This is a genomic window from Frigoribacterium sp. CFBP 8751 (assembly GCF_014841545.1).
Lineage (GTDB): Bacteria > Actinomycetota > Actinomycetes > Actinomycetales > Microbacteriaceae > Frigoribacterium.
On sequence record NZ_JACYUB010000001.1, the window covers coordinates 870,252 to 890,228 of the forward strand.

At 69.9% G+C, this 19,977-nt stretch carries 18 protein-coding genes; 7 read left to right on the plus strand and 11 right to left on the minus strand.

From position 1 onward, the window contains the following. Positions 1-23 precede the first annotated feature (23 nt). A complete protein-coding gene (locus IFT88_RS04265; RefSeq protein WP_157485537.1) occupies positions 24-623 on the plus strand; it encodes an acyl-CoA-like ligand-binding transcription factor in 600 nt (199 codons plus the stop codon). A gap of 163 nt (positions 624-786) precedes the next feature. On the opposite strand, the gene IFT88_RS04270 is transcribed toward IFT88_RS04265, so the two are convergent. The 3 genes from IFT88_RS04270 to IFT88_RS04280 are packed head-to-tail and all read right to left on the minus strand — an operon-like array spanning position 787 to position 2,481. After that, positions 787-1,272 carry an MFS transporter gene (locus IFT88_RS04270; protein WP_192119046.1) on the minus strand — a complete coding sequence of 162 codons (486 nt, stop codon included), beginning with the start codon at positions 1,270-1,272 and terminating at the stop codon, positions 787-789. 13 nt (positions 1,273-1,285) lie between these two features. Beyond that, entirely contained in the window at positions 1,286-1,954 is a 669-nt protein-coding gene (locus IFT88_RS04275) for a GAP family protein (RefSeq protein WP_043595608.1), read from the minus strand. Further along, a complete protein-coding gene (locus tag IFT88_RS04280) occupies positions 1,951-2,481 on the minus strand; it encodes a TetR/AcrR family transcriptional regulator (protein ID WP_157485535.1) in 531 nt (176 codons plus the stop codon). The genes IFT88_RS04275 and IFT88_RS04280 overlap by 4 nt, the downstream gene beginning before the upstream one ends. A 133-nt stretch (positions 2,482-2,614) precedes the next feature. On the opposite strand from IFT88_RS04280, the gene IFT88_RS04285 reads away from it, so the two are divergent. Then, positions 2,615-3,022 (plus strand): SRPBCC family protein, encoded by a 408-nt coding sequence (locus IFT88_RS04285; RefSeq protein WP_052505308.1) that lies wholly within the window; start codon positions 2,615-2,617, stop codon positions 3,020-3,022. A gap of 8 nt (positions 3,023-3,030) precedes the next feature. On the opposite strand, the gene IFT88_RS04290 is transcribed toward IFT88_RS04285, so the two are convergent. After that, positions 3,031-3,384: a winged helix-turn-helix transcriptional regulator gene (locus IFT88_RS04290; RefSeq protein WP_043595645.1), complete on the minus strand. Its 354-nt coding sequence runs from the start codon at positions 3,382-3,384 to the stop codon at positions 3,031-3,033. Between the two features lie 65 nt (positions 3,385-3,449). On the opposite strand from IFT88_RS04290, the gene IFT88_RS04295 reads away from it, so the two are divergent. After that, a complete protein-coding gene (locus IFT88_RS04295) occupies positions 3,450-4,298 on the plus strand; it encodes an SDR family oxidoreductase (RefSeq protein ID WP_043595604.1) in 849 nt (282 codons plus the stop codon). Between the two features lie 279 nt (positions 4,299-4,577). Here IFT88_RS04295 and IFT88_RS04300 read toward each other — a convergent pair whose 3' ends face one another. Next, positions 4,578-5,444 (minus strand): NAD(P)H-binding protein, encoded by an 867-nt coding sequence (locus tag IFT88_RS04300; RefSeq protein WP_192119048.1) that lies wholly within the window; start codon positions 5,442-5,444, stop codon positions 4,578-4,580. Positions 5,445-5,579: 135 nt separating this feature from the next. On the opposite strand from IFT88_RS04300, the gene IFT88_RS04305 reads away from it, so the two are divergent. Next, a complete protein-coding gene (locus IFT88_RS04305; protein ID WP_043594728.1) occupies positions 5,580-6,269 on the plus strand; it encodes a TetR/AcrR family transcriptional regulator in 690 nt (229 codons plus the stop codon). A gap of 22 nt (positions 6,270-6,291) precedes the next feature. Here the strand turns inward: IFT88_RS04305 and IFT88_RS04310 are convergent, their stop codons facing one another. Then, complete coding sequence (locus tag IFT88_RS04310) at positions 6,292-6,933, minus strand: TetR/AcrR family transcriptional regulator (protein WP_199858877.1); 642 nt, start codon at positions 6,931-6,933, stop codon at positions 6,292-6,294. A gap of 113 nt (positions 6,934-7,046) precedes the next feature. Here IFT88_RS04310 and IFT88_RS04315 point away from each other — a divergent pair, with 113 nt between their 5' ends. After that, positions 7,047-8,174, plus strand: a complete 1,128-nt coding sequence (locus IFT88_RS04315) for an FAD-dependent monooxygenase (RefSeq protein WP_192119050.1) — start codon at positions 7,047-7,049, stop codon at positions 8,172-8,174. Positions 8,175-8,502: 328 nt separating this feature from the next. On the opposite strand, the gene IFT88_RS04320 is transcribed toward IFT88_RS04315, so the two are convergent. Both IFT88_RS04320 and IFT88_RS04325 read right to left on the minus strand, forming a co-directional pair. After that, the gene (locus IFT88_RS04320; RefSeq protein WP_043594730.1) at positions 8,503-8,769 is read right to left on the minus strand and encodes a hypothetical protein; all 267 of its coding nucleotides are present in this window, start codon (positions 8,767-8,769) and stop codon (positions 8,503-8,505) included. A gap of 144 nt (positions 8,770-8,913) precedes the next feature. Further along, the gene (locus IFT88_RS04325) at positions 8,914-9,723 is read right to left on the minus strand and encodes a formate/nitrite transporter family protein (protein ID WP_043594732.1); all 810 of its coding nucleotides are present in this window, start codon (positions 9,721-9,723) and stop codon (positions 8,914-8,916) included. Positions 9,724-10,169: 446 nt separating this feature from the next. On the opposite strand from IFT88_RS04325, the gene IFT88_RS04330 reads away from it, so the two are divergent. Continuing rightward, the gene (locus IFT88_RS04330; RefSeq protein WP_192119052.1) at positions 10,170-10,577 is read left to right on the plus strand and encodes a DUF7882 family protein; all 408 of its coding nucleotides are present in this window, start codon (positions 10,170-10,172) and stop codon (positions 10,575-10,577) included. Positions 10,578-10,765: 188 nt separating this feature from the next. After that, positions 10,766-11,290: a VanZ family protein gene (locus tag IFT88_RS04335; RefSeq protein WP_052505213.1), complete on the plus strand. Its 525-nt coding sequence runs from the start codon at positions 10,766-10,768 to the stop codon at positions 11,288-11,290. On the opposite strand, the gene IFT88_RS04340 is transcribed toward IFT88_RS04335, so the two are convergent. From IFT88_RS04340 to IFT88_RS04350, 3 genes are all read right to left on the minus strand, one after another. After that, entirely contained in the window at positions 11,287-12,240 is a 954-nt protein-coding gene (locus tag IFT88_RS04340) for a nuclear transport factor 2 family protein (RefSeq protein ID WP_192119054.1), read from the minus strand. The two genes, IFT88_RS04335 and IFT88_RS04340, sit on opposite strands and share 4 nt — an antisense overlap. 303 nt (positions 12,241-12,543) lie before the next feature. Beyond that, entirely contained in the window at positions 12,544-17,979 is a 5,436-nt protein-coding gene (locus IFT88_RS04345; RefSeq protein WP_192119055.1) for a beta strand repeat-containing protein, read from the minus strand. 279 nt (positions 17,980-18,258) lie between these two features. After that, positions 18,259-19,773 (minus strand): MFS transporter, encoded by a 1,515-nt coding sequence (locus IFT88_RS04350; protein WP_192119057.1) that lies wholly within the window; start codon positions 19,771-19,773, stop codon positions 18,259-18,261. Between the last annotated feature and the right edge of the window lie 204 nt (positions 19,774-19,977).

Consider the following 19,977-nt stretch of genomic DNA (forward strand, 5'->3'; position numbering starts at 1 on the left):
CGTTGCCTTGTAAGCTGGCACATGTGAGCGAGTCCACTCCTATCCCGGTGCGTGAAAGAGCTCGACGAGCCATGCAAACCGAGTTGGCGATGCTGGCCCAGGATCTGTTCGCGGTTAGGGGATACGAGCAGACAACAATCGATGACCTGGTCTCGGCTGCCGGCATCTCCAGGCGAACGTTCTTTCGCTACTTCACCTCGAAAGAGGACGTCATGCTGGGCAAGTACGACGCGTGGTCGCAGATGCTCGCCCAGGCACTCGGTGCACGGCCCGTCGACGAGCCGGTGTGGGAATCGCTACGGCGGGCATTCGACGTCGTCGTCGAGCACTTCGAGGACGAGACACTCGCTGAACGCGCCCTCGCGATCGAAAAGATCATCCATGACAACCCGGCTCTGAGTGCGGGCGAGCTCGAGCGTATCTCGCGGGTCCAGGGCGATCTCGCCGAAATCGTACGGATGCGCCTGGGCCGTTTAGCGGTCACCGACCCGCGCCCGACGGTGATCGCCGGCGCGGCCCTGACCTGCGTGATCGCCGCGAAGGATGTATGGATCACCACGGACCGTGGCCGATCCTTTGGAAGGCTGCTCGACGAGGCCATGGGCGCAATTAAACCCGTCTGATCTCACCCATACGGGGCAGGACTAGTGAGTTCCCAGCGAGCTGGCTCTCGCGATGAGGGCCGAGATTCGCCGTACCCACGCAATCAAGCGCCACACCAAAACCCTGTCCCGCCCACTCGACTGCGAGCCGAGCGTGTTGGTTTGCCGGTTGCGAGGAACGCCCTTAAATGCCAATTGTCTGCGCGAGGGTTCCACCGATCAGAGGCCCTGCGATGGTGCCGGCCATGATGGCGGAGGAGAGGGTGCCCAGCGCCCAAGCGGAGCGGCCTTTAGGGGTCTGAGCGGCGACGAGGATGGTTGGTCCGGAGGCGTAGCCGCCGAGGAGGCCGACCAGCAGCCGCAGCAGTACGAGTTGAGTGACGTCTTGGGCGACCCCGATGAGCGACATCGCGATCGCCATGACGAGGCTCGCGCGGATCAGCATCGGTTTCCGGCCGAAGTGGTCCCCGAGATAACCCCACAGCGGTGCTGTCAAGGCCGCGGTCAGAAACGTCGCGGCGTAGGCGATGCCGGACCAGAGAGTTACCGCGGCCGGATCCCCAACGCCAAGGTCTCGGACGTAGAGAGGAAGGATCGGCAGAATCAGGGTCATGCCAATGATCGTCGTGAACGAGCCAAGCGCGCACACGAGGAGATTCCGCCGGACCACTGCTCGACGTCGGTCAGCGCAGGAGCCAGAACGGCAGCGACGCGACCAATGCGCCGAGCAGGATCAACACGACCGCGACGAAGGGGGACGCCTTCACCTCGCCGGTACCGAATCGGGCGGTGACACGCATGAGCAGCGCACGCGTCCGACGGCGCGCGAGGCTTCCCACCAAGAGCAATACGAGGCACGGGACGCAGTAGACCACCGCGTACCCGGCGAGGACGAGCAGGCCCTCCGCTGGCGTGACCTGCGCGTCTAGGAGGCGCTCGATCGCAATGAAGTACGGGAACGCATTCGGTAGGTCGGCCCCGGTTAGCAGCGCCCCGAACGGGAGCGCAGTCCAGGGTGTGAACCACGATGGCAACCCGATCGGCTTCCTGGGTCGCGTGTGGAAGCGTCGTATCCCGGAGCGGACCAGGACGACGCCCGCGGCGGCGAAGGCGACGTAGCGGATACCCTGCACAATCCCGTCGACGGCACCAGCTGCCGCGCCCGCGCCGAGGAAGAGCGCGGCGCCGACCGCGAACACGGTGAGTGCCGCCCCAAGCACCGTGACGAGTGCCATCAGCGCGGGACGCCGCGGGGCGGCGAGAAGGATCAAGGTCACCGCGACGATCGTGGCCGGGTTCAGCGAGTCAAGCGCAGCGAGGCCCGCGATCGCCAGCAGCAGCTGCGCGGTCACCGCCCGCCCCTCCCACCCGCGGGCAAGAGAGAACCGAGGAGAGCGTCGAGCTCCGCGGCCGTGGGTGCCGGCTCGATGCCGGCGATGACGTTGGCGAACAAGCCGTCGCCGACAAGCCGGATCACCCGTGCGCGGCCGGCGTCACCCACCTCGTCGCGGATCATCGCCTCCCATCGGGCTATGGCCTCCTGGGATGCAGTCGCCACCGCATCACCCGGCGCCTCGACCGCCCGGTGCGCAATGGCCATCGCTCGGAAGACCGCGACGTCCTCCCCCGTGGGGACCGACATGCGCAACCAGGTCTCCGCCGCACTCCCCTCGCCCGCCGCTGCGGTCATGGCCGTGTCGACCTCCTCGAGCGCTGCCATCGCCAGCCCCTGCACCAGCGCCGCACGCGTCGGGAAGTGGTGCACCAACCCGCCCTTGGATACGCCCGCCGCGGCGGCGGTCTCGTTTAACGACGGAATGACCCCGCGTGCGAGCGCGAGCTCGCGGGCGGCGGCAAGGACGAGTGCGCGGCGATCCATGACCACACCATAACAGGCAAACCGACCGGCCGGTCGGTTTGTGAACAGACAGAACGCGGCAGAAGCGTCTCGATAGCCGATCGCTGGCCGGCACATCGGCGCCGGTGCTGGGCAGACGCACTAGCGTCTGAGCATGTGCGCTGACTCGCTGTCGATCACCGTCGCATCGGTGTCCTCCGCGGAGGGACTGTGGTGCGCGCTTACGGACGAGCGCGACTCCTGGTGGCCTGAGCTGGTGCTGACTCCCGAGGTCGGCTCGGTCGTGCGCGAGACCTGGACCGAGGGCGGCCGCGAGCACTTCGCTGACGGTCGCGTGACGGAAGCAGTACCGCCGAGGCGGCTGGCCTTCGTGTGGCAGCAGCCGGAATGGCCGTCGCCACTTATGGTCCGCTTCGACATCCGTAGTGACGGCGAGCGGAGCACGGTCACGCTGACGGAACGAGGTTTTGGGCAGCTCGTAGATGGCGACGGACTTCGAGCCGCACACGAGGAGGGGTGGAACTACCATCTCGCAAACCTGCTCAGGGCGGCGTCCCGATAGACGATCCTCTACCGAGGAACCACCTCGATCTCTGCGTCGGGTGTCGGCGGGACGGACAGCGCCCAGGCGTTCATCGACTCAAGCACGGGCCGGAGCCCCTGCCCCGTCGGGGTGAGCTCGTAGACGACGCGCGGCGGGATCTCGGAGTACGCCGTCCTGGTGACGAGGCCCGACGTCTCGAACTTCCGGAGGCGGTTGGTGAGGGTGTGCGCACTGATGCCGGGCAGCGCCTCCTTTAGCTCGGTGAAACGAGCCGGGCCCTCGAGGAGCTCTCGCACGATGAGCGTTGCCCAGGGGCCGTCGAGCAGTGTCAGGAACTTCGCGATGCCGCACTCGGGCCAGATCTCTCCACAGAAAGCCATGAACATGGACAGTACGCCATTGGTGCAGTTGACGTAACTGGTGCACCAGATGCATTGATAGCTTCATGACCTATCTCATCCACGGCGCTACTGGCGCCCAGGGCTCCCCCGTCGTCGCATCCCTTCTCGCTTCCGGCGCCGCCGTCACCGCGGCGGTCCGCGACCCGTCCGCCTATGAGGGAGGCGGCGCGCCCGTCGCCGTCGACCTGATGTCGGTCGCGTCCCTCGCGGCGGCCTACGCGGGCGTCGACGGCGTCTTCGTGCACCTTCCGGTCGGCGACGCCGCCCAGCAGCTCGCGCATGCCCGGACGGTCGTCGCAGCCGTCGAGCAGGCACGGCCGGCCCGGGTGGTCGTCTCGACCAGCGGGTACCCGACGGAGGGCGACGGTGCGGCTGAGAGTCCCGTCGGCTTCCTCACTGCCGGTCTGCGGGCGACCGGGGTCTCCGTCGCCGTCGCGGCCCCGCGCCTCTTCCTCGAGAACCTGCTGCTGCCGCCGGTCGCCGCGGGCGTGGAGCAGGAGGGCGTCCTCCGCTACCCGATCCGTGACGACTACGCCGTGTCGTGGAGCTCGCACCTCGACGTGGCCGACGTCGTCGCGCGACTGCTGCAGGACGGCTCCGTGACCGGTGTCGTCGGGGTCGGTGCGCTGCCCGGCCTCGTGGGCTCCGACCTCGCGGCTGGCTTCGCCGCAGCCTCGGGCACGAGCGTGCGGTTCGAGGCGCAGGACGTCGACGACTTCGGCCGCGTCATCGAGCCCCTCTTCGGCTCAGCCGGAGCGGACCCTGTCGTGGCCTCGTACCGGTGGCGGGCCACCCTGCCCTCCGAGCTCATCGACCCTGCCACGAGCGCACAGCAGCAGCTCGGGCTGAGCCCGCGCACGGTCGAGCAGTGGCTCAAGGACCTCCGGGCCTGACCCGTTCGCTGTACGACAGCAAGGGCTGCTCCCCGACCAAGGCGATCTTCAGTTGGGGAGCGGTTCTGATCTGGCCAGGGCCCGCTCGTGGTGTTCGTCGGCGCTAGTCACAAACGATCGTTTCTGCATGCCCGATAGGGGATCCATGACGGGGAACCCGGGCGAACCCAGGAACCCCGCCATTCACAGCGGGGGTCTGGGCTGCCCTCGCAACGTAGCCGTATGTCGGCCGAGCATCTAGTGCCCGGTGAAGGATCGGCCTGTGGGACGAGATGTTTCTTAGTGGCCGGTCGTCGCGAGCTGCGCAGTAAGCAGGTCGCGGACGGACGCGGGCTCGCGACTGAGGACCTTGCCCAGCAAGGGGTCGGTGCCGGCAAAGAACCCGCCGGCGGCGGCGCGGTACATGTCGAGCATGAAGCGTGCCATGAACTCCGGCTGCCCCGAGGACACCTGGTGTGCGACCCAGTTGTCGTCCCCGAGCACCACGGTCTCGACTGGTCGCCCGGCGACGTCGGCAGCGATCGCTGCGACGTCCGCGAACGTGGGAGCCGCGGGGGCGGTCAGGGTCGTCGGCCCGTTGTAGGCGCCGTCCGAGAGCAGGATGTGCGCGGCGGCTTCGGCCGCGTCTTCCCGGGCGGTCCACGACACGGGCCCGTCGGCAGGGACCGTGATGACGCCCGTCTCGCGCCAGTCGCCGAGGAACCAGGTCAGGCTGTGCGCGTAGAAGCCGTTGCGAAGCGACGTCCAGGCCAGTCCCGATTCGGCGAGCAGCCGTTCGGTGGCCGCGTGGTCGCGGCCCGGTCCGAAGGGGGTGTCGGGTGCCGCTCCCTGGTGGCTCGTGTAGAGGACCCGGCCGACACCGGCAACCACTGCTGCTTCGACGGCGTTGCGGTGCAGTGCGACGGCGTCGTCGTGCGGGTCGCTCGCCGAGACGAGGAGGAGCTGGTCTGCTCCGGCGAAGGCGGCGGGCAGGGACGCAGGGTCGGCGTAGTCGCCCATCCGCACCTCGACTCCGCGCTCCGCGAAGTGCACAGCCTTGGCCGCGTCGCGGGCGACGATGGCGATCTCGGATGCGGGAAGGGTTTTCAGGAGGTGCTCGACGGTGGAGCCGTTCAGGGCGCCCGTGGCGCCGGTGATGATGATCATGGAGGTGAGCCTCTCGTCGAACCGCGACCAGATATCAGCGGAACGCTCGCAAGAGTATCGTCGGAATCACGCCGATAGCAAGAGGGCGGTATCGTTGATTCTGTGACTGACGAAACCGTTCCTGTCGACACACGGATGCGCATCGTCGAGGTCGCTGCCCGGTTCCTCCGTGAGCAGGGCCCGGGCGCTGTTACGACGCGGGGCGTGGCGCAGGCCGCTGGCGTCCAGGCCCCCGCGATCTACCGGCTTTTCGGTGACAAGGACGGCTTGCTCGAGGCCGTTGCTGAGCACGTCATGGCGTCCTTTGTCGCGGACAAGGCCTCGACCGTGGCTGCCGCTGCCGCGGCGGATGTCGATCCAGTGGAGGAGCTCTGCGACGGGTGGCGTCGTCAGGTCGAGTTCGGTCTCGAGAACCCGGCGCTCTTCGCTTTGCTCAGCGACTCGCGTCGTGTCGCGGGCTCGCCTGCTGCTCGCCTGGGCAAGGACGTCCTTGTTGCTCGTGTCCGCCGGGTCGCCGCCGCCGGGCGCCTCGCGGTGCCGGAGGCGCGAGCGGTCGGACTCATCCAATCGGCGGGAGTGGGCGTCATCACGACGATCCTTGCCACGCCTCCTATCGAGCGTGATCCCGGGCTGGCGGATGCCGTGTTCGAGGGCGTCCTGGCGCAGATCCTGACGGATGCGCCTGTGGCGGCCCGGTCAGGTCATTTAGCTGCAGCCGTCGCGTTCCGCGCCGTCGCTCCCGAGCTCAACCAGCTAAGCGACCCCGAGCGACGCCTTCTCGGGGAATGGCTCGACCGGATCATCTCCGTGCCGACCGCCCGGTAAGGGGTGGTCTGCCGAGACGCGTTCAGGTGGCGTGCTCCCTGTGCCACCAGGTCGACAAGTGGTCGAGGGTCGCCGTGGCCGCGCCGTCCAGACGCTCGCTAGTGTCTCCCCGATGAGCATCCGACAGGACCGCATCGCCGATGCTCGCGGTGGTCTGCTGCACCACCGAGACGAGCGCGGCCGCGTACGCCCGCTCGGACATCGCGTTCGGTCCCGTACCTGCGAGTTCAGCTGCCACCACGGTCGTGACGTCGTCGTAGAACTCCAGGGCCCGACGTCGGAGCAGCGCACTGAGCCGACACTGCGCGGGGAACTCGCCCTTGGCCAATCCCTCGTCGTCCTCGACGTACCGATCGATGTCCTCGAGGATGAGGGAGCGCAGGGCATCGGCGGGTGACTGCTGGGGGTCTCGCCGGGAGATCGCACCCCGGATCTTCTCGAGCACGTCGTCTGCTCGGTCGAAGACGAGGTCGGGCTTGGTCGGGAAGTAGTTGTAGACCGTCGGCTCCGACACGCCCGCGGCGACCGCGATGTCCGCGACGGACACCTCGTCGTACCCGTGCTCCGCGAAGAGCCGAGCCGCCACATCGCCCAGACGCTCGCGGGTCTCTCGCTTCTTGCGTTCTCGGAGCCCTGATCCGGCACCCATGCTCGCTTGCTCCATGGCACCAGTCTGCCACGAAACATAAAGTGACCCAAAGTTTCTGCTACTGTCGGCCTCACCAGAATGTTTGGGTAACTATAAGTTCGGCAGGAGCCGGGAAACGAGGACGATCGATGAACACGCGCACGCAGGAACAGGTGTTGATCTCGGGAGCGAGCTTCGCGGGTCTCGCGACAGCGTTGTGGATGCGTCGGCTCGGTTACGAGGTCACGATCGTCGAGAGCGGATCCGGGTTGAAGCGCGGCGGCACCCCCGTCGACATCCGCGACGACACCATCGCGATCGTGGAACGGATGGGCCTGCTCGAGGAGATCCGAGCGAAGGCGCTCGTTCCTCGCGTGACCAAGTTCACGACACCGGAGGGAGAACTCATCGCGCGGATGGACCCGGAACCGCCTACGGACGACTCGGCCGGCGACGGCTACGAGATCCACCGAGACGATCTGCTCGACATCCTCGCCGCCGCGACGGAGGGGGAAGTCGAGATGCTGTGGGGCAACTCCATCAGGTCGCTGACCGAGCCCGACGAGGACAGTGTCCACGTGGTCTTCCGCAACGGCACAGAGCGGGACTTCACGATGGTGATCGGGTGCGACGGCAACCACTCGGCGGTGCGACGACTGCGCTTTGGCCAGGAAGCGCTCCACACCCACTTCCTGCAGACGTACTTCTCCGTCGCCACCCTCGACCACCTCGTCATCGACCGCCAGACGACCCAGATCACCAACGCGCCCGGCGTGACGATGCTGGTGAACTCCTACGACACCACGACCGACCTCGTGCTCGGCTTCCGATCCGAGCACGAGATCCCCTACGACCACCACGACGTCGACCAGCAGAAGCGCATCCTCCGAGAGCACCTGCTGCAGGCTGGCGCACCGTTCTCAGACCACATCGACGAGGCGGTCAACGTCGACACCTTCTACTTCGACAAGCTCAGTCAGATCAAGATGCCGGCGTGGACGTCCGGACGCATCGCGCTCGTCGGCGACGCCGGCTACTGCGCATCACCTGCCGCGGGCATGGGTGGATCATTCGCCATCATCGGCGCCACTGCCCTCCACGACGCTTTCCGAGCTGCTGACGGCGACGTCGAGCAGGCGTTCGTCGAGTACGAACGCGCACTCCGGCCGATCGTCGAGAAGATCCAGCACGACGCCGAACACTTCGGCGTCAGCAGCTACTTCCCCGCTACCGACGAACAGATCCGGGCCCGCAACGACATGCTGCTCGGGCACTGAGCAGCGATCACCCCACAGAGGAGAACTCGCTGTCCATCAGCGACGCGGCGTCCGGTGGTCGATCGCCTGCCGGGCTGTGTTCCGGTGAGTCGGAGGGGCGGTGGCGGCGATCGCTTGGCTCCCCGTCTCGATCCGATCGCCGACCAGGACGACACGCTGACCGGGGGAGAACAGGTCGTGCCGGGCCGACAGAGTGCGTCGGTTGCCCCGACATTCCGCTGATCGGAGCATCGACCACGTGTCGGCAGCACCCTCGATCCACCGACAGCCGACAGCCGACAGCCGACAGGCAGTAAGTCGCTCGTCCCGCAGAACCGCGGGGAACCCGTCAGGCGTCCGTGGCGGGCGGTGCCGGACGGGGGTGCCGGATCGTCGCGACCGTGCCGATGATGCAGACCGCCGCCAGGACGGTCAGCCCGGCCAGGACCAGGGCCCCGACGACGGACGTGCCCCCGTTCTGCACCACCCCGACCAGAGCCTGGACCGCGCAGACGAGCCAGAAGAACGCACCGATTCCCCAGCCGACGGAGGACCCGCGAAAGGTCGGTCGTTGCAGTCGGAGTCGACCTCTCGGGTGTTCCGTGTCCTCGTCCATGCTCACTCCCTCGACGTCATCGGCACTTTCACCGTACGTCGAGTGCCGAGATGGTTCAAGGAGGTGCGCGACGGTCGAGCGCGCCGTCACGGTCCGGTGCGACGGCGAGGTCCGGCCGAGGAGAATCCGCGCCCCGGCGCCTCCCTACTCGTTCTCGTCCCGCGCCTTCGAGAAGAGCTCCTTCGTGCGGAGCAGCCGCAGCGAGGTGACGAGCACGAGCCCCCCGAGGATGTTGAAGAGCAGCGTGTAGCCGAACCACCCTGCCCACTGGGCGTAGGTGACGTCACTGCCCGCCTGGATGGCCCCGAAGATGAGGAGCGAATCGAGGATCGAGTGGAACAGCTGCAGACCGGCCAAGAGGAAGGCCCCGGCGACGGCGGCCGCGATCTTCGCGGGCTCGGAGGTGGTTCCGTGCTGCATGCGGGTCATCAGCGTGATCGTGCTGCCGCCGAGGACGGCCAGGATCACGGTCTGCAATGAGAACGGAGCGTCCACGAAGTGGTGAGCCGACTCGTCGAGGGTCGTGTGCCATTCGGGGAAGGCCTGGACGACGAGCCACATGAAGATCCACCCGCCGGCGAGGTTGGCGACCAACGTGGCGCCCCAGAGCTTGAGGAGTTGCAGGAACGTGCCCTCCTTCGCCGCGAGTGCGGCGATCGGCAGGAGGAAGTTCTCGGTGAAGAGCTCCGAGTGCGCCAGGAGCAGGGCGAGGAACCCGATGCTGAACGCCAGGCCCGCCAGAAGGTGGCTGCCCGTCTCGGTCAGCACGGCGAGCATCGCCATGATGCCCAGACCGACCTCGAGGCCTCCGAAGAAGCCCGTGATGAGCGTGGTGCGGAGTGTGCGGTGCAGGCGTTCGGCACCCTCTTCCACGGTTGCGTCGAACGATTCGTCGAGTTCGTCCTCGAGGGGTTCGTCCGACTCGCCCAGTTCTCGCCGACGTCGTTCGCTCATCGCTCGTTCCTTCCCTGGAGACGAGTCTCGTCCTCGGGATGAACAGTAGAGGGGAAGCGGACCGCGTGTGACGCTGCTCCCTCGAGCACCGCTGGTACCAAAAGGTTCGGCTTATGTCCATATCTGTCGTGGATCACGGGCCGAGGAGCAGGCTCGACGTGCCTTGAGGGTGGTTCAGGTCCTCAAGTGAGCGGCTGCACCCGTCGGGTTCGGTGTGAGCTGCCGGCGACAGGGTCCCGTTCGGGTCGGGACCCTGTCGCCCTTCCCCCGGCAGCGGTCTAGTGTCAGGTCTCGAGGAGAGCCGAGCGGACGCATCACCGATGTGGTCTCGTCACCACGTGTGGCGCCGCGAAGACGGCCGGCGCAGTGCGCAGTGAGATCCGCACACCACCACAGCCCAGACCCTGCTGTCAGCACCGTCGGGCGTTCTCCGTCTCGGAGCAGCCATGGGATACATCGTCTACGACGGCGACGTCCTCGAGTTCAAGGTCGAGGACCGCCTCCTCGCCCACCTCCAGATCGTCATCGTCAACAAGTTCCGTCAGAACGAGTCGTTCATGTTCTCGTGGAAGGAACCGATCGAGACCGGCGACGGCCGGTCGACCGTCTGGCTCTCTCCGCAGATCAGCCTCCGGTTCAAGTTCGCCGGCAGTCGAACGGTCGACATCAACCCCACCTGGCTCGCGGCGCTCTACGCGAGTGCGTCGTCAGGCCGCGGTCTCTATCCCGAAGCAGAGCCCGACCACGACCCTGCGACCCACCTCCCCGGAGGTTCCGGCACGCACGTGGACTGGGCCACCGACCGTCCCGAGCCGTCGAAGACGAGGGCGGCGAGACCGCCGCATCGCGCCTAGCTCGCGGGGCCCCCACGTCACGTGCGTGCTCGACGTCACCGACGCCGCGTCCGTCATCCGGCCCCCTCGTTCCGTCCCGGCCGGTGATCCTGAGAGCGGCCCTCGGGGACACCGAGCCGTACCGAGGTTCCACCGCGGCTCCGTCCCGCCCCGCGCTCAGCTGATCCGACGTGTCCTAGTCTCGGTCCGTGCTCTCGACCGTGCTGGCCCTGGTGCCGTGGCTCGCCTTCTCGGTCCTGATCGGCGTCGTGGTCGCCGGTCCGTTCGTCGGAGTGTGGCTCGCGGGACGCCCACGGACGACCGGCGCTCTCCTCGGCCTGGCGGTACTCACCGTCATGGGGCTCACGCTGTACCCGGACGGCGCGCCATACCCGAGCATCACGTGCAACCCGGGCCTGCCGTACCTCGCACCCACTGCGGGGGAGTCGACTGCGAACATCCTCCTGTTCGTTCCGGTCTCGTTCCTCGCGGGGGTGCTCTGGCGACGACCGGTGGCGGCGGTGCTCGGTGCCGTCGCGCTGTCGGGTGCCGTCGAGGCGATCCAGGCGCTGGTGGTGGTGATCGGTCGGGCCTGTGACACGAGTGACTGGATCACCAACACCATCGGGGCCGTCGTGGGGGGCGTGCTCGCGGCGAGTGCCCTCACCTGGCATCGGAGCCGCACCCGACGCGAGGCCGCACGCCCGGTGCGCGACGCTCCCTCGGGCGACTAGTCGGTGGGGACCACGTCCCAGTGCTCGCGGATGAGGCCGTCGTCGACGCGGAACAGGTCGGCGGCGAGCAGCGGGTCCCCGGGCTTCGCGCCGACCGCCTGGGAGAAGGTCCACACGATGTCGCCGTCGGAGAGCGAGATGACGGACTGCTGCGCCGGGAACGGCGCGCCGCTGCCGAACAGCCGCTTCAGCGCCGCGGTCCCGTTCGGAGCGACCGGGTTGTGCTGCAGGTACGCGGGGTCGAAGGCGCGGTCGAGGATCGACGGGTCGTGGTCCCGGAACAGCGTGTCGTACGCCGACACGGCCAGGACGCGATTGCGTTCTTCCTGGCGTTCCGACGGCGCGGCGGTCGGACGTGCCGGCCGGTAGAGGTCGCTGAACATGGTGTTCGTGTTCCCGCTGGCCGGTGTGCCGGTCGGAACGGGCTGCTCGAGCGACCAGCGCTCGACGATCCGGCCGTGCTCGAGGCGGAACAGGTCGACGGCGGCGTCGCCGCGTCGTTCGTCGCGCGGGTCCGGCGTGATCTGCCAGTGCACCGCGACGAGGTCGCCGTCGGCTGCGACGCGCTTGATCACGGCGTGGGCCCCCGGGACGCGCGTGCGGTCCGCCGAGAACTGGGCGAGGAGTCCCTCCGGCCCGGCGGTGGTCCCTGCTCCGTGCGCGACGGCGCTCGGTGAGACGGATCTCGCCGCGAGCTGCTGGGAGGACGTGCTTTCGGGATCGGCGAAGGTCGTGGTGATGAGCGTCCGCACGGCGCAGGCGTTGCGGTGTTCGGTGGTGGTGTCCCGTCGGTCCGGGGCGGCTGTCACGGTCGGCTTCGGTGTCGTCCCAGGAGCAGCGGATGCCGGCGTGGCGACGCCGAGTCCGGTGAGGAGGGCTACTCCGGCGAGGACGGCCGTGCCGCGGGCGAGGCGACGGGAGGGGTTGCGCGTGGTCGGGTCGTTCGTCATGGTGTTCTCCTGCTCGTGTGGTCGGCGGGTGATCGCAGCATCGCAGGAGGCCCCGTCGTCGGCAGGTACGCACTTTCTCGTAAGCCACTCACGTGGAGGTCGGAATCGTGGAACCGCCTGGGCCGACCGCGCAGGATCGTGGCGCACTCGTTCGCGTCCCCGCGGCGTGTCCGACGCGAGTCGTGCTCACACACGTCGCCGTCCGAGGGGACCGGCACCGCGCCTCCTGCACGACCGACGTCCCCGCCTGCCCGTCCCCTCGGCAGGAGGGGCGGGCGGACGGGGACGTCGGCACGTCGGGGGCTACTCGGCCCGGCGACGGCCTCGGATCGGGCCGACCACGCGACGGCCGCGACGCGAGAGCGCCAGGCCGAGCGCGACCCCGAGCAGGGCCATGGCGGCGATGCCGAGCACCGACGCGCTGCCGGTGAAGGCCAGCTGAGTCGCCGACAGGATCATCGGGAACGACACCGTGACGACCGCCTGGACCGTCTCGCCGGCCGTGTCGGTCACGCGGTACTGCACCGACGCCTTCGAGTCGAAGCCCTTCGCGGGGGTGAAGACCACGGAGCCGTCGACGACCGTCCAGGTGCCCTGGTCGGGCACGGCCAGCGTGCTGACCCCGTCACCGGTCGCCGGATCGACGATCACGACGGTGCCGCGGTCGAAGGTCGCACCCTCGGTGGGGGTGTCGTTCGCCGTGACGTCGACGGTGACCGCGTGGTCGGTCGTGCCGCGCTGCTCGTCGTCGACCGCGACGGCCGCGCCCAGCACCGTGATGTCCACGGTGGCGCGGGCGGTCTGTCCGGCCTCGTCGGTCGCCGTGTAGTCGAAGGTGTCGACCCCGACGAAGCCGGCGTGGGGCATGTAGTCGTACGACCCGTCGAGGTCGAGCGCCACGGTGCCGTGCGACGGCTCGGACGCCAGGGCGACCCAGAGGGCCGAACCGTCGTCGTTGCGCATCACGCCGCCGACCCTGCCCGAGACGAGTCGCTTGCCGGCGATCGTCCTGCCGGAGTCGGCCACGGCCTTGACGCGCACGGTGATGGTGACCGTGGCGGTCGCGGTGCCGCCGTCACGGTCGGCGACCGTGTAGGTCACGGCGTCCTTCCCCGAGTAGCCGGCGGTCGGCGTGTAGACCAGGCGACCGCTGGGGTCGATCGTGACCGTGCCGTGAGCGGCGGGGCCCGTCGAGGTGACGCGGAGGCCCGTGCCGAGGTCGTTGCCCAGCACGCCCGGGGCGTCGACGGTCAGCGTCGTGTCGGCCGGCGTCGAGGCCGCGTCGTCGACCGCCGTCGGCAGCACCGTGATGGTGACGGTGCCCGTGCGGGTCTGTCCTTCACCGTCGGTCGCCGTGTAGGTGAACACGTCGGTGCCCGAGAAACCGGACTTCGCCGTGTAGACGTACGAGCCGTCGCGAGCGAGCTCGACCGTGCCGTGCGTCGGCGCCCCGTCGAGCGTCGCGGTCAGCGAGCTGCCCGAGTCGTTCGAGAGCACGCCGTGCGCGGCGTCGACGGTCAGCGGGGTGCCGGCGCGCGTGCTGCCGGTGTCGTCGACGGCCAGGGCGCCGACGACGATCGTCGCGGTGGCCTTTGTCGCGGTGCCCGACGAGTCGGTCGCGGTGTACGTCACCCGGTCGGTGCCCGAGAAGCCGGTGACCGGCGTGTAGACGAACGACCCGTTCGGCCGGGTGTCGATGGTGCCGTGCGCCGGGGTGCCGACGCCCGTCACGGTCAGGCCGCTGCCGAGGTCGTTCACCAGGAGGCCCGGGGCGGGCACCGAGAGCGCGGTGCCGGCAGGCGTCGAGAAGCGGTCGTCGAGGGCGCGGGGCGTCACGGAGACGGTGACCGTCGTCGTGGCGGTGCCGCCGTCCCGGTCGGTGACCGTGTACGTGACGACGTCGGTGCCCGAGAAGCCGGGGGCCGGCGTGTAGTCGACGGTGCCGTCGGGCGTGATCGTGGCCGTGCCGTGCGCGGCCGGGGTCACCGCGGTGACCGTCAGGCCGGATCCGACGTCGTTGCCGAGCACACCCGGTGCGGCGACCGTGACGCGGTCACCGGCGGCGACCGTGGCGACGTCGGGGGTGGCCTTGGGGCTGACCACGATCGTGACGGTGCCCGTGCCGGTCTGACCGTTGCCGTCCGTGACCTCGTAGCCGAACGAGTCGGTGCCCGAGGTGCCGGGCTTCGGCGTGTAGGTGTACGAGCCGTCGGGTGCCATCGTGACCGTGCCCGCCTTCGGCTGGTCGGTGACGGCGGCGGTCAGCCCGGTGCCCTTGTCGTTCGCGAGCACGCCGTGGTCGGCGTCCACCACGAGGGGCTGGTCGGCGGTCGTGCCTCCGGCGGGGGAGTCGTCGACGACGATCGGTCCGACGTGGATCGTCACCGTGGCGACATCCGATCCGCCGGACGCGTCGGTGGCGCGGTAGGTCAGCTGGTCGGTGCCCGAGAAGCCGTCGACGGGCGTGTAGCTGGTCGTGCCGCCGGCGGCGATCGTGGCGGTGCCGTGGGCCGGGGCATCGACGATCTCGGCTCGCAGGTCGGTGCCGAGGTCGTTGCCGAGCACGCCGGGCGCCGCGACGGTGACCGTCGTGCCGGCCTTCGTCGAGGTCGTGTCGTCGACGGCGTCGGGCAGGACCACGATCGTCACGATGCCCGTGCTCGTCTGCTTCTCGGCGTCGGTCGCGGTGTACGTGAAGTCGTCGGTGCCCGAGAAGCCCTTCGCCGGGGTGTAGACGTACGAGCCGTCCTTCGCGACGGTCACGTCGCCGTGACGCGGGGCTCCGTCCAGCACGGCCGTCAGGCCGGTGCCGCGGTCGTTCGAGAGCAGGCCGGCCTTCGCCGGCACGGTCAGGTCGCGGCCGGCGGTCGCGGTGCCCTGGTCGGCCATGGCCAGGTCGCCGACGATGACCCAGGCGCGAGCCGTCGCGGTCTGCCCCGCGGCGTCCGTCACCCGGTACTCGAACGAGTCGGTGCCCGAGGTGCCGGCGTCCGGTGTGTAGCTCCAGGTGCCGTCGGCGTCGACGGTCACGGTGCCGTGCGCGGGGGTGCCGTGGTCGGTCACGCGCAGCCCGGTGCCGAGGTCGTTGGCGAGTAGTCCGGCCGAGGCGGTCGTGGTCACCGTGGTGCCGTTCGGCGTGGTCGCCTGGTCGTCGACGGCCACGGGCTCGACGGTGATCGTCACCGTCGCCGTCGCGGTGCGGCCGGCGGCGTCGGTGACTTCGTACGTCACCGTGTCGGTGCCCGAGAAGCCGGGTGTCGGCGTGTAGTCGAACTCGCCGTTCGGGGCGATGCTCGCGGTGCCGTGCTGCGGTCCGGTCGTGATCACGGCGCTGAGGCCCGTGCCGAGGTCGTTGCCGAGGACTCCGGGTCCGTCGACGTGCGCGGTGCCACCCGCGACGACGGTGACGGTGTCGTCGACGGCCTTCGGGGCGACGGCGACGGTGACGGTCCCGGTGCTCGTCACGCCGTTCGCGTCGGTCAGCGTGTAGGTGAAGGTGTCGGTGCCCGAGAAGCCCTTCGCCGGCGTGTAGACGTACGAGCCGTCGGGGTTGCTGACGACGGTGCCGTTCGTCGGGCCCGTGGCGAGCGCCGCCTCGAGGGGACCGCTGCCCCCGTCGTTGCCGAGCAGGCCACGCCCGGCGGGCACGTCGAGGGGCGAGCCCGCGACGGCGTCGGCGGTGTCGGCCGAGGCGCGCGGCGCGACGGTCACGGTGACCGTGCCGGTGTCGGTGCCGCCCGTGCCGTCAGTGACGGTGTAGTCGACGGTGTCGGTGCCCGAGAAGTCGTCAGCCGGCGTGTAGAGCACGTCGCCCGCGGGGGTGACCGACGCGGTGCCGTGACCCGGCGTCGAGACGGCGGTGACCGTCAGGCCGGTGCCGTCGTCGTTCGCGGTCAGGGCGCTGCCGGCGATGGTCGTCGGGGTCCCCGCGACCGCGCTCGCCGTGTCGTCGACGGCGGTGGGCAGCACGGTGACGGTCACCGTGCTCGTGGTGCTCGCGCCCTCGGAGTCCGTCGCCGTGTAGGTGAAGGTGTCGGTGCCCGAGAAGCCGTCCGCCGGGACGTACCGGAACGAACCGTCGCGCCCGAGCACGAGGGAGCCGTGCGAGGGTCCGGTCGCCACAGCGGCGGTCAGACCGGTGCCCGAGTCGTTCGCCAGCACGCCCGAGGCCGCGTCGACCACGAGTGCCTGGCCGGCACGAGCGGTCGCGACGTCGTCGCTGCTCGCCGGGGTGACGGTGATCGTGACCGTCGAGGTCGACGTGCCACCGCCTCCGTCGGTCGTCGTGTACTGGAAGGTGTCGGTGCCCGAGAAGCCCTTCGCGGGCGTGTAGACGTACGAGCCGTCGGCCGCGACGGTGGCCTGCCCGTGCGCCGGCTGCGTGTTCGACGTCACGGTCAGGTCGGTGCCCGCGTCGTCGGCGAGGACGCCGGGCGCGCCGACGGTCAGGGGGGTTCCGGAGGCGGTGGTCCCGGTGTCGTCGGAGGCTGCGGCCGAGATCGCCGAGACGGTGTTGACGAAGGTGCAGACGACGTCGGTGCCGTCGGCGCTGGTCGCGGCGGGGAACGAGAACTGCGCGGTGTCGCCGGAGCCCGAGGCGACGGTCGCGTCGTCGTTGACGTTCGCGCACCGGTAGGTGGTCGAGTAGTCGGCGAGGCGGGTCGTGCTGTTGCCCGCCGTCTGCGAGACGGTGTACGTGCGGGCCGGGATCGCGAGCGCGGCGCCGGCCTTCTGGGCCTGGACCCCGGTCGCGTTGCCGGACGTCGTCGCGGTGGAGGGCGTTGACAGGTTGCCGCCGTCGACCTTGAGCGCGAACTGGTCGCCGGACTTCCAGCGGCCCTTGACATCCGCCTTGCCGGTCAGGGTGTTGGCGTAGTTGCAGCTCGCGAGGTCGGAGTACGAGGTGATGTTGCTGATGGCCGGGGTCGTCATGCGACTGACCTCGGCACCCGAGCTCGAGTCGAGCTTGATGATCTGCATGCCGGACGAGACGTAGAGGTAGCCGTCGGACGAGAAGGCGATGCCGGGGCTGTTGGTGCCTGTGGGCAGGTCGGTCAGCTTGGTGGCGGCGAGGGACGTGGTGCCGGCCGTGGTCGGGATCGTCTCGTCGTTCAGTCGGTAGACCGCGTTGCTCGCCACGACGAAGAGCAGCCCCTGCGTGCTGAAGGCGAAGTCGCCGTTGCCGGCCTGCAGGCCGGGGATGCGGCCGACGACGCCGATCTTGTCACCGGTCTTGGGGTTGTACGCCGAGATCGTGGCCGGGTCGCCACCGGTTGCGTAGTAGTAGATCCCGGTCACCGGGTTGACGGCGCCCCGCAGGGTCGATGCGGGTGCGCCCGAGGGGTTCGCGTCGGCGACGGTCGAGACGGCCCCGGCCGCCGAGTCGTAGCGCGCGAGCGTGTTGCCGTTCGAGTTGTTGGCCGTGCCGTTGGTGAAGGCGTAGGCGTCGAGGCCGTTCCGCCCGACGCCGAGACCGTTGTTGGCCGGCGAGAACGGGTTCGCCGTGCCGGCGATCACGTCGGACACCGTATTGGCCGCGACGTTGATGGCGACGAACTGGCCCTGGCCGGCCGTCGCGTAGATGGTGTTCTGGTCGCACGAGAGCGCTGCGGCGGCGTGCGCCGGTGCCGGCGCGACGGCCTGCGTCACGGCGACGGCCGCGAGCACGGAGGCGGTGGCGAAGGCCGCGAACGAGAGGGCACGACGGCGGGGGCGCACGGAGGCGCGGAGAAGCGACATGGGCTGGTGATGTCCTCAGGTGGGGGCGTCCGGCCGGGTCGGATCCGGTCGGACGTCGGTCCTGCTCGACACGCGGGGGTTCAGGCGCCCGCGTGTCGCCCCCGACGGGAACGGGGGCTCCACGGAAGTGGATGTTTCGACAATAAAGCTTCTTGCCTGTCGAGTGGAGTCCCCAGAGCAGGGGTGATCTCGTCCGCCTTGTGGGGGACATCGGGGTACAAAGGGGCGGGTCGAGGGCGGGTCGCGGTGCCGAGGACGCGACCCGCGCCTCCTGGTGTCCTAGCGGCGGGGGCGACGCCCGCGGCGGCCCTGGCCGACGGTCGGGATCGACGTCGTGACGACCGCGACCGACGAGGTGATCACCGCGAGCGACGAGGTCGACAGGTTCGCCTGGGCGTGACCGGTCAGCGGGAACCCGCGTCGGCCCGCGACGATCACGACGAGGCTGATCGCGACGATCGACGCGGCCGCGAACGGCACCGTGGCGAGGCCCGACATCCCGTAGACCTGCCCGCCGATCGCGGCACCCGCGGCGATGCCGACGTTCGAGCCGGCGTTGATCAGCGCGCCGGCGATGTCGGGGCTGACACCGCCCGTGCGGATCGCGGCGGCCATGAAGAGGGTGCCGGTCGTGCCGTTCGCGGCCATCCACAGGCCGGCGACGACGAAGGTGCCGACGAGCGAGCCGTGCACCAACGGCAGGGCCGCGAGGGCGCCGATCATCACCGCGACCGCGACGATCAGGGTCTGCCGAGGCGCCCGGTCGACGAACGCGCCGGCCGCGAGCAGGCCGACCACGCCCGTGCCGCCGAGCACGAGCAGGGCGCCGCCGACGAGGTCCTCGCCGAGGCCAGCCCCGGTCAGGTACGGGCCGATGAAGGTGTAGACGACGTAGTGGCCGGCGAAGAGCATGAGGTCGGCCACGACCACGGCGAGCAGCCCCGAGCGCGCCCACGACCGCACCGAGCCGACGTGCGGCGACGATTCGCCCTGGACGTGCGGCAGGAACAGCGCGGCCACGACGGCCAGCACCGCGGTGGCGACGGCGACCGCGCCCACGGCGGGACGCCAGCCGAGCTGGTCGCCGACCGTCGTCGCGAGCGGCACGCCCACGACGAAGCCCAGCGAGCTGCCCGAGTAGACGAACGCGATCGCCCGGCCTGCCAGGCGCGGCGGCACGATGCGCGTCGCGTAGGCCGACGCCACCGAGAAGAACAGGGCGTGTGCGATGCCGCCGACCACGCGGCCGGTCAGCAGCACGCCGAAGCTCGGGGCGAGCGCGACCATCAGGTTCGAGGCCGTGTAGCCGACCAGGGTCGTGACGAGCACGGCCTTGCGGGGGAAGCGGGCGGTGGCCCAGGTGAGCGGCAGGGCGAGCGCGGCGACGGCCACGGCGTAGACCGTGACGACGACGCCCATGCGCGCCTCGCTCACGCCGAGGTCGGTGCTCATCGTCGAGAGCAGGCCGACCGGGCTCAACTCGGTCGTGATGGCGAAGAACGTCGCGAGGCCGAGCACGGCGATGCCGACGACGCCCGAGGGGGTCAGGCGGTGCGGCTGGGGCGTGGGGCGGGTGTCGCGCGCAGGCGTCGACGACGAGCGCGGGGGAGACGCGGCGGCGGGCGTGCGCACGGAAGGCGTGCGCACGGCGGGCGTGCTCGAGGTCTCGGGCGGGCGCTGAAGGGTGTCGGTCACGGGATTGCCTCCGGGCCCGTGGCGCGTGCGCATGACGATGATCTCGTCGGGGGCACCGTGGACGTCGGCGGCCGACTCGTGGTCGACCCCGGTCTGCACGATGCAGCACACTCGTCGCGGGCCATGCTGCTGGCGGGTGGATTGGGGGATTGCCACTCCACGACGAGGGCGCTCATCCAGTGTGACATGCCACCCCCGGGGGCTCGCAAGGCCCCCGAACGAGAAACCGAACGACGTTCGCTCGCGGCGAGCGGGCGCTCGCCGCTGCCCGTCGGGGACGAGGAGGCGCGGGTGGCGTGCCCG